Annotated in this window: 10 protein-coding genes; 5 read left to right on the top strand and 5 right to left on the bottom strand. The window is 68.2% G+C overall.

The genetic code is table 11. The annotated features are described in order from the left end of the window. The first annotated feature begins 338 nt into the window (after positions 1-338). Entirely contained in the window at positions 339-977 is a 639-nt protein-coding gene (locus AC5WJ1_RS13225) for a YiaD family glycine zipper/OmpA-like lipoprotein (RefSeq protein WP_133092499.1), read from the top strand. A 299-nt stretch (positions 978-1,276) separates the two neighbouring features. Next, complete coding sequence (metG, locus tag AC5WJ1_RS13230; RefSeq protein ID WP_135705801.1) at positions 1,277-3,337, top strand: methionine--tRNA ligase; 2,061 nt, start codon at positions 1,277-1,279, stop codon at positions 3,335-3,337. 68 nt (positions 3,338-3,405) lie between these two features. Here metG and bamE read toward each other — a convergent pair whose 3' ends face one another. The 3 genes from bamE to AC5WJ1_RS13245 are packed head-to-tail and all read right to left on the bottom strand — an operon-like array spanning position 3,406 to position 9,974. After that, complete coding sequence (bamE, locus tag AC5WJ1_RS13235; protein ID WP_133092501.1) at positions 3,406-3,954, bottom strand: outer membrane protein assembly factor BamE domain-containing protein; 549 nt, start codon at positions 3,952-3,954, stop codon at positions 3,406-3,408. Between the two features lie 58 nt (positions 3,955-4,012). Next, on the bottom strand, positions 4,013-8,128 hold the full coding sequence (locus tag AC5WJ1_RS13240; protein WP_195427245.1) for a translocation/assembly module TamB domain-containing protein: 4,116 nt from the start codon (positions 8,126-8,128) through the stop codon (positions 4,013-4,015). Between the two features lie 28 nt (positions 8,129-8,156). Next, positions 8,157-9,974 carry an autotransporter assembly complex protein TamA gene (locus tag AC5WJ1_RS13245; RefSeq protein WP_135705805.1) on the bottom strand — a complete coding sequence of 606 codons (1,818 nt, stop codon included), beginning with the start codon at positions 9,972-9,974 and terminating at the stop codon, positions 8,157-8,159. A 248-nt stretch (positions 9,975-10,222) separates the two neighbouring features. Between AC5WJ1_RS13245 and AC5WJ1_RS13250 the strand changes: the two genes are divergently transcribed. From AC5WJ1_RS13250 to panC, 3 genes are all read left to right on the top strand, one after another. After that, entirely contained in the window at positions 10,223-10,414 is a 192-nt protein-coding gene (locus tag AC5WJ1_RS13250) for a DUF3460 family protein (RefSeq protein ID WP_029046065.1), read from the top strand. A gap of 28 nt (positions 10,415-10,442) precedes the next feature. Then, positions 10,443-11,333, top strand: a complete 891-nt coding sequence (locus AC5WJ1_RS13255) for a segregation and condensation protein A (RefSeq protein ID WP_133092504.1) — start codon at positions 10,443-10,445, stop codon at positions 11,331-11,333. A 179-nt stretch (positions 11,334-11,512) separates the two neighbouring features. Next, a complete protein-coding gene (gene panC, locus AC5WJ1_RS13260; protein WP_135705806.1) occupies positions 11,513-12,361 on the top strand; it encodes a pantoate--beta-alanine ligase in 849 nt (282 codons plus the stop codon). 69 nt (positions 12,362-12,430) lie between these two features. Here the strand turns inward: panC and AC5WJ1_RS13265 are convergent, their stop codons facing one another. Further along, positions 12,431-13,624, bottom strand: coding sequence for a PepSY-associated TM helix domain-containing protein (locus AC5WJ1_RS13265; protein ID WP_195427243.1), 1,194 nt, complete (start codon positions 13,622-13,624; stop codon positions 12,431-12,433). 155 nt (positions 13,625-13,779) lie between these two features. Continuing rightward, on the bottom strand, positions 13,780-15,288 hold the full coding sequence (locus tag AC5WJ1_RS13270; RefSeq protein WP_195427242.1) for a cobyric acid synthase: 1,509 nt from the start codon (positions 15,286-15,288) through the stop codon (positions 13,780-13,782). Positions 15,289-15,359 lie beyond the last annotated feature (71 nt).

The following is a 15,359-nucleotide window of genomic DNA, read 5'->3' on the forward strand; positions in this document are numbered from 1 at the left end:
CCACCTGGCGACGCCGCTCCTTTCACTTCCCGCCATGAAAGGCTGGGAGTGAAAGTAGCGAATCTGAGGCAATGGTCAATGGGAGTCCGAGAAGAGCGGCCAACTCCCCTGTGCCAGGTGTGGGATTACAGACATTTACAAATCTCACAACCTTGCACTTGTGCGCGCGCCGCCATATCCATATTGTAGTGCGGTTGGGCGGACAGGCACCCGGGCATTGGCCATCGCGCCGGCCGCGCCGCCGCCAACGCGCACAAAGGGTTATCTGCGGTATCGCCTTGCGGTTACCATCCGCATGCGGTACCAGGAACATTACGGGAATATCAGAAGGAGAAAGCATGAAGATCAAGCTCGTCACTGTCTCGCTCGCCGCTGCCACCCTGCTGGCCGCGGGTTGCGCCACCGAACAGCAGACCCATACGGCCGTCGGTACCGGCGTAGGCGCCGCGGTGGGCGCGGGGCTTGGCAACCTGATCGGCGGCAATACCACCGGCACGCTGGTCGGCGCGGCCGTGGGCGGAGCCGTCGGCGGTGCGACCGGCTACAACTGGAATGCCATCCGCGGCAAGCTGAACAAGGACACCGCCGGCACCGGCACCCAGATCACCGAGCAGCCGGACGGCTCGCTGAAGGTGAACATCCCCAGCCAGGTGACCTTCGATACCGACAGCGCCAGCATCAAGCCGTCGTTCCGCTCCGTGCTCGACCAGGTCGCCCAGACGCTGGGCCAGCACCAGGATGTCAGTGCCAATGTCGTGGGCCATACCGACAGCACCGGCAATCCCAGCTACAACATGCAGCTGTCGCAGCGCCGGGCCCAGAGCGTGGCGAGCTACCTGGGTGACCGCGGCGTCGCACGGAACCGCCTGACGGCCGAGGGCCGGGGCCAGGCCCAGCCCGTTGCGGACAATGCCACCGAGGCTGGCCGGCAACAAAATCGCCGTGTCGAAATTTTTTTGAAACCAATTCAAGGGTGACCCAGTCATAGAAACAGGTACCGCTTGCCACCGTTGCTGGCTCGCGATGGGTGGCTGACCTCCCGGGCGGTACCTGATTTCTCCTCCTTTTCCGTTGTGGAAAGCTGCGCCGGCACTGACCGGCGCTTTTTTTTGGCCGTTTGCAGGGAATGGCCTGTGCCATTTCAGCGGATTCCGCCATGCGGAACCGGCGCATCCGCGGCACTACGTTGCTAAAATAGCCCCTCCCCGGCACGCGTCCGCCTCGCGCGCAGCGCCGTCGCCACTGATATTCCCCGCCCCTGACCGGCTCTTCGTCTATGACCGCACGTCGCATCCTCGTCACATCCGCCCTGCCTTATGCCAACGGCCAGATCCATATCGGCCACCTGGTGGAATACATCCAGACCGATATCTGGGTGCGTTTCCAGCGCATGATGGGCAACGAGGTCTACTACGTCGGCGCCGACGACACGCACGGCACCCCGGTGATGCTGCGCGCCGAGAAGGAAGGCATCACCCCCAAGCAGCTGATCGACCGCGTCTGGACCGAGCACAAGCGCGATTTCGACAGCTTCCTGGTGTCATTCGACAACTACTACAGCACCGACGCGGATGAAAACCGCGAGCTGTGCGAGAAGATTTACCTGGCCCTGAAGGCCGAGGACCTGATCGCCGAGCGCGATGTCGAGCAGTTCTTCGACCCCGTCAAGAACATGTTCCTGCCGGACCGCTTCATCAAGGGCGAATGCCCCAAGTGCGGGGCCAAGGACCAGTACGGCGACTCGTGTGAGGTTTGCGGCACTACCTATGTGCCGACCGACCTGAAGAACCCTTACTCGGTGGTCTCGGGCGCCACGCCGGTGCGCAAGTCGTCGACGCACTTCTTCTTCAAGCTGTCCGATCCGCGCTGCGAGACCTTCCTGCGCGAATGGGTGGCCGACCTGGCGCAGCCCGAGGCCGCCAACAAGATGCAGGAATGGCTGGGCGGCGAAGGCGAGGCCTCGACCCTGTCGGACTGGGACATCTCGCGCGATGCGCCCTACTTCGGCTTCGAGATCCCCGGCGCTCCCGGCAAGTATTTCTATGTGTGGCTGGACGCGCCGATCGGTTACTACGCCAGCTTCAGGAACCTGGCGCAGCAGCGCGGCATCGACTTCGACGCCTGGGTCGGCCCGCACTCCACCGCCGAGCAGTACCACTTCATCGGCAAGGACATCCTGTACTTTCACACGCTGTTCTGGCCGGCAATGCTGCGCTTCTCGGGCTACCGCACGCCGACCAATGTGTTCGCACACGGCTTCCTGACGGTGGACGGCGCCAAGATGAGCAAGTCGCGCGGCACCTTCATCACCGCGCAGAGCTACATCGACACCGGCATGAACCCGGAATGGCTGCGCTACTACTTCGCCGCCAAGCTCAATGCGAGCATGGAAGACCTGGACCTGAACCTGGACGACTTCATCGCCCGGGTCAACAGCGACCTGATCGGCAAGTACGTGAATATCGCCAGCCGCGCGGCTGGCTTCCTGGTCAAGCGCTTCGAAGGCAAGGTCGACGAGGCCGCGCTGGCGCACCCGCTGCTGGAGCAGCTGCGCCAGGCCGCGCCGCAGATCGCGCAGCTGTATGAAGCACGCGAGTACAGCAAGGCGCTGCGCCAGGTGATGGAACTGACCGACACGGTCAACGCCTTCGTCGACACCGAGAAGCCGTGGGAACTGGCCAAGGACGAAAGCAAGCGCGCCGCGCTGCACGCCGCCTGCTCGGTGTCGCTGGAAGCCTTCCGCCTGCTGACGGTGTACCTGAAGCCGGTGGTGCCGAACGTGGCCGCCGGCGTCGAACGCTTCCTGAACGTCGAGCCGCTTGACTGGCGCGCCATCGACAAGCAGCTGTCCGCGGCCAACCCGGTGCAGGCCTACCAGCACCTGATGACGCGCGTCGATGCCAAGCAGGTCGACGCACTGCTGGCGGCCAACCGCGAATCGCTGCAGGCCACGGCGGCGCCCGCTGCCGCGGCAGCGTCGATCGAGCCGGTGGCCGAGACCATCACCATCGACGATTTCGCCAAGGTGGACCTGCGCGTGGCCAGGATTGTGGAATGCCAGAAGGTCGAAGGCTCGAACAAGCTGCTGCAGCTGACGCTGGACCTGGGCGAAGGCAAGACCCGCAACGTGTTCTCGGGCATCCAGTCGGCCTACGCGCCCGAGCAGCTGGTCGGCAAGCTGACCGTGGTGGTGGCCAACCTGGCACCGCGCAAGATGAAGTTCGGGATGTCCGAGGGCATGGTGCTGGCGGCATCGGCGGCTGATGAGAAGGCCGCGCCGGGCCTGTACATCCTGGAGCCGCACAGCGGAGCGGTGCCGGGCATGCGGATTCGCTGAAGCGGATCGCGCGCAGGAAGCGGCGGCGGCCTTCGGGCGGCCGCTTTTTTTTTTGCACCGAGGTGGTGTCAGCCGCCCTGCATCTTCGACGGATCGTCGCTGCGCGAAGTCGTCGTCACGGTGCCATCGCTGTTGAAATGCACATTGAAGAAGGCCTTGTCGGTCGAGGTCTCCATCCAGCGGTAGCCCCACACTTCTTCCTTCTTCAGCGCGAAGGCCTCGACCTTGGTCGGCTTGCCCAGCAGGCGGCGGATATCGTCCTTGCTCATGCCGGCGCGCACGCGCGCGAAATTCTCCGGCGTCAGCACCTGCTCGATGCGCGCGACCTTGCCGTCCGCGCCGATGGTGACCATCCACGTGGTGGTGCCCTCGGGGCCGCGCGGGTATTCCAGCCGGCGGCCGCCGTCTGCCTCTTCCCAGACGATCTCGGGCTTGCCGGCCTGGCGCCGCAGCTCTTCCTCGGTGGACTGGCCGGGCACGATGCCCTTGAACAGCTGGCTGTCGGGCTTGATCGCGTTCCAGGTGTTGCGCGCGGTTTCGCCCGCCTTGTTCATCGCTTCATCGACCTTGCGCTGGTCGCAGCCGAACAGCGCAAGCACAGAGGCAATCAGTCCCATGGCGGCAAGGCGTCGCGGCGACGCGTAGTTGGCGGGGCGTAGGTGGGTGGCGCTTGCTTCAGCGGCGCACGGGCTCGGCAATGACTGCCGAAGCGGCCGCGGCCGCGCTTTCCGGATCGAGTATCTGGCCGTCATCCTGGCTCCTGCTGGTGCCGCGGCGGTTCGAGGCGCCCGAGAACAGGATCGCCCAGCTGTCGAAGCGGCGGTTGAACAAGACCGACAATCCGTTGATGGAGCCGCCCTTGGCAATCAGCGACCAGCGCCGCGAGAACTGCCAGGTCAGCTTCACCACGTTCGAGGCCGAGGTCAGGCTCTGTTCGTAGCCCACCGCGATCTGGTCGGTAATGGCCTTGCCCATGCTGACCACCTGCTGGTCGTTCAGGCCCGCGGTGCTGGGCCCGATCGAGAATTCGTCGATGCCGAAATGCGAGACGATGCCCTTGCCCGCCTTGCCGCCTATCATGCCAAGCGCCGCCCCACCCAGCGCGGCGCCGCCAAGCGCCCGCTGCTGGCCCGCGCCGGCGCTTTCGGCGCCGTAGCCGAACATCAGCCACGACAGCTTGTCTTCGTCGGGCACGTTGGGCTCCGACACCAGCCGCACGCGCGGCAGCCGCACCGTGCCGGTCACCTCGACGCCCGCCTCCACTTCCTGGTTGCGGCGCATGGCGCGGATGTTCATGTTCGGGTTGTCGATCGGGCCGTTGAAGTTGATGATACCGCGCTCGATGTCCAGCTTGCGGCCGAAGGCCTCGTAGGTGCCATCCGTCACGCGCACCGTGCCGATGGCCTTCAGCGGCACCAGCGGTTCGCTCTTGACCCCGAGCTGGCCGGCCAGCAGCAGGTCGGCGCCCGCGCCGCGGAAGCGGAAGTCGTTGCCCAGGTCGACGGTCAGGTCGATCACCGGGCTGAACTTGCTCGCCGGCTTGGTCTCGGGCACCACCGGCGTCGCGGCGGTCTTGACCGCGCGCTGGTCCTTGCGGCGGATCACCACCACGTCGTCGCCCAGCACCGGCGCGCCGGCCTTGGGCAGGTCGAACAGGCCGCGGTCGACGCGGAACTTGCCGCGGATCACGACCTGCTTGTTTTCGTTGGCGATGCTGGCATCGCCCGACACCACCAGCGTGCGTTCCGGGCTGGCGAACAGCTGCAGCTTGTCGGCGACGATCTTGCCGGTCAGGTTGGGATCGGCCTCCCCCAGCTTGACGTTGCCGGTGGCGGTGATCTTGCCGTCGCCGCCGTGGAACTCGACGTGCTTCAGTTCCACCGTGTTCTGGTCCAGCGCCACGCGCACGGTGCCGTCGGTCAGGCGCAGGCCGATGTCATACAGCGTGACGGCGAGATTGTCGCCATCGATGGTGCCGGCCAGCAGCGGCGCGCCGACCGTGCCGCCCAGCCGCAGCGCCGCGGCCAGGCGCCCGTCGAAGGCATACTGCGGCCCGGTCAGCGCCTCGAGCGACTTCAGGCGCGGCACATCGACCGTGACGGTGCCCGCCAGCGTCGATGCCGGCCCCACCGTCTGCAGGCCCTGTTCCTGCACCAGCCCGGCCGAGGCATCGACCACCACCTTGCCGATGCGCCCCGACACCATGCCGCCGCGCAGCGCGATGCGGTTGCCGCCCGCCTCGGCGCGCAGGCTGGTTTCGCCCAGGCCCATGGTGGTAAAGCCGCGGCCGGCATTGACCGACAGGTCGCCGCTGCGCCGGCGTACTTCGGCAAACCCGCTCGCGGTCTCGGCCAGCGCCAGGTTCCAGCGGCCGTCGATGACCAGGTCGGAGCGCACCGGCGGTTTCTCGCCGGTGATGGTTTCCATCAGTTCGAGCACGTGGCCGACCTGCAGGCCGTTCAGCGTGCCCTGGCTGCGGATGCGGCCATGGTCCCAGTCGAAGCTGTCGATGGCGAGCGTGGCGTTGTCCATCAGCAGCCGCGTGGCGCCCAGGCGCACGCGCTGGTCGGCGACCAGCAGCTGTGTCGGCGCGGCCAGCCGCAGGTTGACGGTGCTGCGCTCTTCCAGCGTGCGGATGGTGCCGTTCCAGCCCTCCTTGCCTTTCCATGCGCCCTGCCCCGCCAGCGCCAGCTGCAGCGGCCGGCGGTTCAGGGTGCCGGCGGCCTTGACGTCGAAGGCGTGGTTTGCCTGGGTGCCGTTGAGGGTCGCGTCGAGCGTGCTGAGGCTGGCCTGCGGCCCGCGGTAGTCGCGCGCGGCCAGCTGCACCGACAGCGGTCCGTCCAGCCCGCCACGCACCTCGGCGCGGCCGCTGGCGCTGGCCACCTTGTGCGGTCCCACTTCCAGTGCCTGCGCGTTGTAGTCGGCCACCACCTCGGGCTTCTTCAGCGTGCCGGTGATGGTGGCATCGAGCTTGAGCTTGCCGGCCACGCCGAACTTGAGCCGCGCCAGCTGCGGCGCGTCGACCGCCAGCCTGAGCTGGTCGCCGCGCGCGCCGAAGCTGCCGCGCAGGTTGGCCTGGTTGCCGGCCATATTGAGCGCCGCTTCGCTTGGCAGCAGCCGCTCGCCGGCGAGCCGCACCTTGCCGCCGCCGGTCATCGGCAGGCCGGCGTATTCGCTCTCGTGCACGGCAAAATCCAGCGCCACGCCAAGCACCGGGGCAATCTCGCCGCTGGCGCTGAAGTCAGCGTTGATGCGGCCCGCGGCCACCTTGGCCAGCCGCGACGGATCGAACGACGCCAGCTTGCCCTTGAAGCTGAACGGCTGCCTGTCCTTCAGGCCGAGCTTGCCTTCCGCGCTCAGCACGCCGGGGCCGACGGTCGCGCGCAGCGCGCCCAGCGTGACGGTGTCGGCGTCCATGCTGGCGTCGGCGAACAGCTTGAGCGCAGCGCCGGACAGGTCCAGCGCCACGCTCTGCCGGCCGGGCTCCATGCGCAGCACCACCGGGCCGGACAGGCTGGCGCTGGTGAGCGAGCCATGCAGCGCCGCGGGGTCGAGCCGGTGCACGTCAAGGTCGAAGCCGCCGCGCCCATCGCGCAGCGAGCCGCCGCCGGTGATTTCGGCCTTGCCGGTCAGCGCCACGCGCAGGTTGCTGATGGCCTGCGCCATTTCGCTCAGTTCGACGTGGGCGCGCACCGAATGCACGGGCAGGCGCTCCTTGTCGAGCAGGCCGGCTTCAAGGTTGCGGATCTCGATGTCGCCTGCGACGGCAAGCGGCGCGGGCGGCGGCACCGCGGCGGGTGCGGATGCGGAGGGTGCGGATGCGGCAGGCGGCGCCGGGGTCGCCGCCGCGCCATCCACCGGCCGCAGCTCGGCATGCACCGTCAGGTCGGCCTGCGGCGCGGTGGGGCTGAACAGCCGCGGGTTGATGCGCTCGCCATCGACCAGCAGGTTTGTAAACGGCACCTTGCCGAACGGCGTCAGGTCGGCGCCGGCGCGCGCATGGATGCGGTCGCCGTTGGCCTGCAGCTCGGCGCGCAAGGCTTCGAGCGTGCCCCTGGCGGTGGCGTTGACGGCAAAGGACTCCTTCTGCCAGCTCGCCTCCAGCAGCGCCTCGGCGCTGAGCGGGAATGGCGCGCGTGCGCCGATCTGGGCGTTGGTTGCAAGCTTGCCGTACGGCGTCTCCAGCTTGTCCACGCTGACGCGGTGGTGCTGGCCGTCGCTGTGCAGCGCGCCGGACAGGTTGGCGAACACCATCGGCTCGGCGGCGGGTGACGTGCCCTGCAGCAGCGCCAGCCGCTCCAGGGTCAGCGCGTCGACGTCGATCGCCAGCGGCAGTTCCAGCGACTTCGGCATCTGCGCCGGCTCGGTGCTCGGCTCTGACGGGCCCAGCCGGACCTCGGCCTTGCCGATGCGCAGGTAGTCCAAGTGCAGGCGGCGCGGCTGCCAGGTCATGGCCCAGCTGCCATCGACGCGGTCCACCGTCACGCGGGTCTGGCCGCTGGCAAAGACCACGTCGCGCAGCCGCAGGCCATGCGCCACCGTGCCGCCTTCGAGCCGGCCGCTGAGCATGCCGGCCGACAGCCGAGTCGCCAGCGTCCACAGGTGGCGCGTGCCGGCCTCGGTGCCCAGTGCCGCCACGCCCGCGCCGACCAGCGCCACCACCAGCAACACCAGCACGCCGACCAGCCAGGCGAGCGCGCGCCATACGCGCCGGCGCTTGCGCGGTGCGGGCGGGTTCGGCTCAGTGGGCGTGCCCTCGCCGGGCACGTCGGGCAGGTCGTGGGCGCTCATGCCGGCATCCCAGGCGCGCGGGCGGCCATCAGAACGCCACCCCCAGCGAGATATGCGGCCGGAACTGCTGTTCCTGGATGCCGTAGCCGACGTCCAGCTGCAGCGGGCCCACCGGCGTGCGCCAGCGCACGCCGACGCCCACGCCGTTGTAGATCGTCACGCCGCGCAGGTTGTCGGCGGCCGTGCCCAGGTCCCAGAACACCGCCACGCCCCAGTCCGGCTTGAACCAGTACTGGTACTCCAGGCTACCGGTGCCGAGATACTTGGCCGGCAGGATGCTGGAGCCGCTGGGGGTGCCGATCGACTGGTAGGTGTAGCCGCGGATCGAATCGGTGCCGCCGGCGCGGAAGCGCAGCGTTGCCGGGATCTGGCTCGAACTGTCGCCGGTCAGGTCGGCGCCCAGTTCCAGCCGCGCCACCACCAGGTCGCGCTTGCCCACCGGGATGTACTGGCGGATACGGCCATACAGGCGCAGGAAGGTGGCATCGCTGAGGAAACCCCGCGCGGCCACGCCGACCTGGGTGCTGATCACGTTGCCGCGGCGCGGGAACACCGGGTTGTCGACATCGCGCCGGGTCCAGGCGAAGGCCGGCACCAGCGCCTTGCTGATCTGGGCCGCCTGGCCCTCGGGCAGCAGCTTGTCATAGTAGAAGTCGAGCGACGTGGTGACGTCGTACTTCTCGCGCGAGCGCGAGCGCTTCAGGCCCGCGCGCAGGCTGGTGGTATCGGTGTTCTCGAGATCGATGGTGCGCTCGTAGCTGCTGTACACGCTGTTGCGGTAGGCGCCGCGGGACGGCGGCATCGCCGCCTCGGCGAACAGGTAGGACCGCTTCTGTTCGATCCGCGCTTGCGAGTCGAAGGTCCAGGCGCGGTTGAACAGGTTGTAGTAGGAATAGCGCCCTTCCACCTGTGCGCCGGTATCGGTGGTAAAGCCGACGCCGCTGTTGAGCCGGTGCACCGGGTATTCGCGCACGCGCACCGACACCGGCGCGGTGACCACGCCGTCGGGCGCCTTGTCGGCATCCGGCGGCGGCTCCAGGTCGACCTGGACGTTGGAGAAATACGGCTGGTTCTGGATCGCGCGCTGCAGCTCGAGCAGCCGCTCGACGCGGTACGGCTCGCCCTCGCTGAGCGGGTTGACGTTGTAGACGATCTCTTCCGGGTAACGGCGGTTGCCGCGGACCTTGAGCGGCCCCAGCAGGTAGGCCGGCCCGCTGGCGTAGTGCGCGGACAGGTCGGCGCGCAGCTCGTCGGGCTCCACCCGCGCCTGCGACGCTGCCAGCCGCGCACCGTAGTAGTTGTGGCTCTGCAGCGTCATCAGCGCGTCTTCCTTGGCCTTGTCCCAGTCGGCCTGGCGGAACGGGTCGCCCGCCGGCAGGCCCCACTTGGCCTGCATCTCGGCCACCTGCTCGGGCGAGCGCGTCGCCGCCGGGCCGGTCACCTGGACATCGACATTGCGGATCAGCGTGCGCGCGCCAGGGTCGACCGTGACGTGGACCACGCGCTTGTCGCCCTCGCCCTCCACGCGGGTGGTGGTGGTCGGATCGAAATAGCCTTCGGTCGAGGTGAACTGGCGCACCTGCTCGCCCACGGTCTCGACCATGTAGTCGAACTGGTCCTGCGACAGGTCGGTGCGGTCCTTGTAGCGCGACAGGTCCAGGTGCTCTTCGAGCATCTCCTTGATCGGCTTGGGGGCTTCGACCTCGACCTTGTAGGCGCCGAGCGCGGCACCGGCCGGCAGCAGCATCATCAGCAGCGCGGCGAGCGCGAACGCGGCCGCGCGCGCCCGCCAGGGCAGCGGCGCGGGATGTGCCGTATCCGTCCCCCCGGTGCGGTCGATCGTCATCCGTTGAAGTCGCCGGGCGCCCCGGACGCGGTGTCAGCAGGTTTAGCGGTGATAGCGGTGTCTCGCGGCATCGCCGTTTGTCCACACATACGAAGTCGGTATTTGACCACACACCGCGCTGCGTCCGGAATCTTCCTACCCCCGGAAAGCAGGCCGGGGGCCAAATGCGACCCCGCGCCGGGCCGATACTGTAAAATCCTGCCCCACTGCATCCATTACACGCCCCAAGCGGCGCATACGGTTTCACCATGGCCATGTACGAATCCGAGATCACCCAGTTCCTGAAGCAGCTCAAGCAAGAGCGCCCGACGCTCGAAGCCGAGCAGCGCGACGGCCGCGCCCTGCTGTGGGACAAGGCGCCGATCGACCTGGAAGAGCGCGCCCGCGCCCAGGCGTCGCGCGTGGCCCAGAAGCCATACGTCTACTCCCAGGACAACTGATCCCCGCCAGCGCGCCCTGCCACCGGCGATGAGCACAGCCGACCAGGACAAGCTGCCGCTGCCCGCCGCGGTCGCCGGCGCTGCCGACAACCTTGCCGGGCCCGCGGGTCCCGCCGACATGGTCGACGGGATGGCGTTCGCGCGCCTGTACGGCGAGCCGCTGTTCAAGCTGCCGCAGGACCTATACATCCCGCCCGATGCGCTCGAAATCTTCCTGGAAGCGTTCGAAGGCCCGCTGGACCTGCTGCTGTACCTGATCCGCAAGCAGAACTTCAACGTCCTCGACATCCCGATGTCGCAGGTCACGCGACAGTACCTGTCGTATATCGAGCAGATCCGCAAGACCAACCTGGAGCTGGCGGCGGAATACCTGCTGATGGCGGCCATGCTGATCGAGATCAAGTCGCGCATGCTGCTGCCGGTCAAGAAGGCCGACAGCGACGAAGACGCCGAGGACCCGCGCGCCGAACTGGTGCGCCGCCTGCTGGAGTACGAGCAGATGAAGCTGGCCGCGCAGCGCCTGGACACGGTGCCGCAGCTTGGCCGCGACTTCCTGCGCTCGCAGGTCTATATCGAGCAGAGCCTGGCGCCGCGCTTCCCCGAAGTCGAGACCATCGACCTGCAGGCCGCCTGGGCCGACGTGCTCAAGCGCGCCAAGCTGAACCAGCACCACAAGATCTCGCGCGAGGAGCTATCGGTGCGCGAGCACATGAGCCAGATCCTGCGCCGGCTGCAGCATGCGCGCTTCATGGAGTTCTCGGAACTGTTCGAGGACGCGATCCGCTCGGGCAAGGGCGTGCCGGTGGTGGTGGTCAACTTTATCGCCATGCTGGAGCTGTCGCGCGAGTCGCTGGTCGAGATCACCCAGGCCGAGCCGTTCGCGCCAATTTATGTGCGATTGGCGTACAGCCCTTCCTGACCCACCCTTGCGGCAGGGTCCGCCCCCGTCCCACTTGATCTACAATCCGCCGACAGCCGGCACAATAGGCCCAAAAAGCGCCAGGAAGGCAAAACGCCCCGAAGGCCCGGCATGTCACGGCGCCGCCCCCCGGAGACCGGCGCCACGGGTCACACCCTCACGACAGCACACCTAGCCAGATGAAAGTCATTTCCTCCATCCAAGAGCTGCGGGACCAGCTGCGCGGCCAGAACCGCGCTGCCTTCGTCCCCACCATGGGCAACCTGCACGAAGGCCACCTGTCGCTGATGCGCCTGGCGCGGCAGCACGGCGACCCGGTGGTGGCGTCGATTTTCGTGAACCGCCTGCAGTTCGGCCCCAACGAGGATTTCGACAAGTATCCGCGCACGCTGCAGGACGATATCGAGAAGCTGCAGAAGGAAGGCGTCTATGTGCTGTTTGCGCCCTCCGAGCGCGATATGTACCCGGTGCCGCAGGAATACCGCGTCGAGCCGCCGCACGACCTGGGCGACATCCTGGAAGGCGAGTTCCGCCCCGGCTTCTTCAAGGGCGTATGCACGGTGGTGATGAAGCTGTTCTCGTGCGCGCAGCCGCGCGTGGCGGTGTTCGGCAAGAAGGATTACCAGCAGCTGATGATCGTGCGCCGCATGGTGCAGCAATTCGCGCTGCCGATCGACATCATCCCGGCCGAGACCATTCGCGACGAAGACGGCCTGGCGCTGTCGTCGCGCAACCGCTACCTGAGCCCGGACGAGCGCGCCGAGGCGCCGGTGCTGTACCGCACGCTGCATGAGGTGCGCGACACGGTGCTGGGCAGCGACCGCGCCGGCGCCGACCTGCTGGCGGTGGAGGCCAATGCCGTGGCAGCGCTGGCCAAGCGCGGCTGGAAGCCGGACTACGTGTCGATCCGCAAGCGCAGCAACCTGCAGGCGCCGACGCACGAGGAATTTGTTGCCGGCGAGCCGCTCGTGGTACTGACCGCAGCCAAGCTGGGCGCGACCCGCCTGATCGACAACCTGGAAATCTGAGCGCGGGCGCGGGTTAGCGGGTTTCGCAAAAAAAGCAGGCCGCCGGCCTAGGCCGCCGGCCTGCTTTTTTCATGCCCGGCGCATGGCTGAGCGCTGCGCCGTCTTCACGACATGGCGGCGGTGCCCGCGCCGCCGCTTCCACCAGATCAGCACGCCGGTCAGGGCAAAGGCCAGTGGCGCCAGCCCGAACAGCGTGATGAAGATCCGCCCCGGCAGGCCGAACGCCTCGCCGGTATGCAGCGGGAACAGCCAGTTCAGCAGCGTGTCGCCGGCGGGCGCGTCGTGCGGGTCCTTCGCGCCCAGCCGCGTCCCGGTCCAGGCGTCGAGCCAGAGCCGGGTCGCGCCGCTGTCCTTGCGCACCTCGTCCGGCTGGCGCAGCCGCACTTCGAAGGCGTCGCCCGGCTTGCGCGGGAAGCTGATGCGGGTGATGCGCGCGTCGGGATACTGGGACTGCGCCGCCGCCATGATCTGGCCTGCGTCGAGCGGGCGGGCATCGGGCGCATGCGGGGCCGAGACATGCTTGGCCGGCGGTGTCACCGTCATCACCCCCGCCACGATCGGCGTCACCCATTTCGGCAGGTTCAGGTACCAGCCCGAAAAGGCAAGGATGGCCAGCACCGGCGCCGCCAGGATGCCGCCGGCCCGGTGCAGCGAATAGTTGAAGCGCGGCCACGAGCCGCCATGGCTGATCCGGAACGCCTGCGCCCATGCGCGCAGTTTCGTCTTGGGCCACCACACCGCCACGCCCACCAGCGTGGTCAGCAGCAACAGCATGCCCGCCACGCCGGTGATGGTCTTGCCGGTCTCGCCGCTGAGCAGGTAACGGTGCAGGTGGAACAGCGTGGGCAGCAGCAGCCGGCGCGAGACGCCGGGCTCGCCCCACACGCGCTCGCCCTTCACCGCCAGCGTCACCGGATCGACCATCACCTGCCGCGAGCGGCCCGGTACCACGCCCTCCGGCCCCTTGACCGGATACCAGGCGATGAAGACGCCTTCGTCGTGGGTCGGCAGCATCAGCAGGTTGGGCCGGCCATACGGCGGCGCGGCCAGGCGCTCGGTCACGGCCTGGACGGTAGCCGGCGTAACGATTCCACTGGCGGGCGCCGACGCAACCAGCAGGTCCGGGTTGAGCCAGGCATCGAGCTCATCGCGCCACGCGATGGCCATGCCGGTCAGGCCCAACACGACAAAAAGCAGGCCGAGGCTCAGCCCGATATAGAGATGCAGCTTGACGAGGACGACGCGCAGGCGGCCGGTGACCATGGCTTGTGTTGTGTATTTGAGACGCTGCAGCGTGCTCGATATGACCCGAAAGCCATATCGCGACGGAATGCAAATGCGAAAGATTCGCGATTCTAACAGGGAGAAGTTGCGCGGAGACGGCACGATCCGCGCAATGGCGGATCCGCAACGACTGCTCAGCGTTGCAGCGGCGCGAACATTGCCCCCAGGTCGAGGTGCGCCGCCAGGGTGTCGGCAAGCCGCTCGATCGACCCTTCGCGCAGCGCATCGAGGTCCACTGCCTGCGCGCCATCCAGTCCTGCCCAGTGCAGCAGCGCCTGGCAGCCGGCCGGATCGTCGAACAGGCCGTGGACATAAGTCGCCATGACCTGGCCATCGGCCGAGCAGGCGCCGTCGGGGCGCATGGTGCCGTCGCCGCGGTCGAGCCACAGCGCGGGCCGCTCCAGCCCGGCGCCGGTGGTAACGCCCAGATGGATCTCGTAGCCCCGCACTGGCGCGTCCGCATCCGCCAGCCGCCCGCTGACCTGGCGCAGCTGCTTCTCGGCGGCGAGCGTGGTCTCGTAGTCGAGCCAGCCCAGGCCCGCGCTGCTGCCGGCAGGGCCTTCGCGGCCGTCGGGGTCATGCACTTGCCGGCCCAGCATCTGCATGCCGCCGCAGATGCCGACCAGCTTGCCGCCGTAGCGCAGGTGCCGCTGCAGCGCCGCCTCCCAGCCGTTGGCGCGCAGGAACGCCAGGTCGGCACGCACGCTCTTGCTGCCGGGTAGCACCACCAGGTCGGCAGGCGGGACCGGCATGCCGGGCCCGATGAACTGCAGGTCTACCTGCGGATGGGCGCGCAGCGCGTCGAAGTCGGTATGGTTGGCGATGCGCGGCAGCACCGGCACGATCACGCGCAGCCGCTGCGCCCCGGACCTGGTGGCCTGGGTGCCGATGATGGCGTCCTCCGCATCCAGGTGCAGGCCGTGCAGGTACGGCAGCACGCCGAACACTGGCTTGCCGGTGCGTGCGGTGAGCCAGTCGAGACCCGGCTCGAGCAGGCTGATATCGCCGCGGAAGCGGTTGATGAGGAAGCCGGTCACGCGCGCGCGTTCGCTGTCAGACAGGCAATCGAGCGTGCCGACCAGGTGCGCGAACACGCCGCCGCGATCGATATCGGCGACCAGCACCACCGGGCAATCGACCCGCTCGGCGAAGCCCATGTTGGCGATATCGCGCTCGCGCAGGTTGATCTCGGCGGGGCTGCCGGCGCCTTCCACCAGCACCACGTCATAGGCCTGTTCCAGCCGCGCGTGCGAGGCGAGCACCGCCTTCATCGCCTCGGGCTTGTAGGCGTGGTAGGCGCGGGCATCGAGGTCGAGCCGCGCGCGGCCATGGATGATCACCTGCGCGCCGGTGTCGCTGCTGGGCTTGAGCAGCACCGGGTTCATGTCGGTATGGGGCGCCAGCCGCGCGGCCTGCGCCTGCAGCGCCTGCGCGCGGCCGATTTCGCCGCCGTCCGCGGTCACCGCGCTGTTCAGCGCCATGTTCTGCGGCTTGAACGGCGCCACGCGCGTGCCGGCGCGCGCCAGCACGCGGCACAGCCCCGCGACCACGGTGCTCTTGCCGGCATCGGAGGTGGTGCCCTGGACCATCAGCGTGCCGCGCAGGGCACCCGGCGGCAAGGAAAGCGGGGAATCGGTATACATCGGCGGATTATCGCATCGGCCTTCATGCGATGGCGGGATGCGAGGGTCGGATGCGGCGGCTACAATACGCG

The sequence above is a fragment of the Cupriavidus sp. MEYA8 genome (genome assembly GCF_059278825.1).

What these genes read in the sequence shown, in the direction of transcription:
- AC5WJ1_RS13225 (WP_133092499.1), top strand. Translation starts at nt 339, where the DNA reads ATGAAGATCAAGCTCGTCACTGTCTCGCTCGCCGCTGCCACCCTGCTG.
- metG (WP_135705801.1), top strand. Translation starts at nt 1,277, where the DNA reads ATGACCGCACGTCGCATCCTCGTCACATCCGCCCTGCCTTATGCCAAC.
- bamE (WP_133092501.1), bottom strand. Translation starts at nt 3,954, where the DNA reads ATGGGACTGATTGCCTCTGTGCTTGCGCTGTTCGGCTGCGACCAGCGC.
- AC5WJ1_RS13240 (WP_195427245.1), bottom strand. Translation starts at nt 8,128, where the DNA reads ATGAGCGCCCACGACCTGCCCGACGTGCCCGGCGAGGGCACGCCCACT.
- AC5WJ1_RS13245 (WP_135705805.1), bottom strand. Translation starts at nt 9,974, where the DNA reads ATGACGATCGACCGCACCGGGGGGACGGATACGGCACATCCCGCGCCG.
- AC5WJ1_RS13250 (WP_029046065.1), top strand. Translation starts at nt 10,223, where the DNA reads ATGGCCATGTACGAATCCGAGATCACCCAGTTCCTGAAGCAGCTCAAG.
- AC5WJ1_RS13255 (WP_133092504.1), top strand. Translation starts at nt 10,443, where the DNA reads ATGAGCACAGCCGACCAGGACAAGCTGCCGCTGCCCGCCGCGGTCGCC.
- panC (WP_135705806.1), top strand. Translation starts at nt 11,513, where the DNA reads ATGAAAGTCATTTCCTCCATCCAAGAGCTGCGGGACCAGCTGCGCGGC.
- AC5WJ1_RS13265 (WP_195427243.1), bottom strand. Translation starts at nt 13,624, where the DNA reads ATGGTCACCGGCCGCCTGCGCGTCGTCCTCGTCAAGCTGCATCTCTAT.
- AC5WJ1_RS13270 (WP_195427242.1), bottom strand. Translation starts at nt 15,288, where the DNA reads ATGTATACCGATTCCCCGCTTTCCTTGCCGCCGGGTGCCCTGCGCGGC.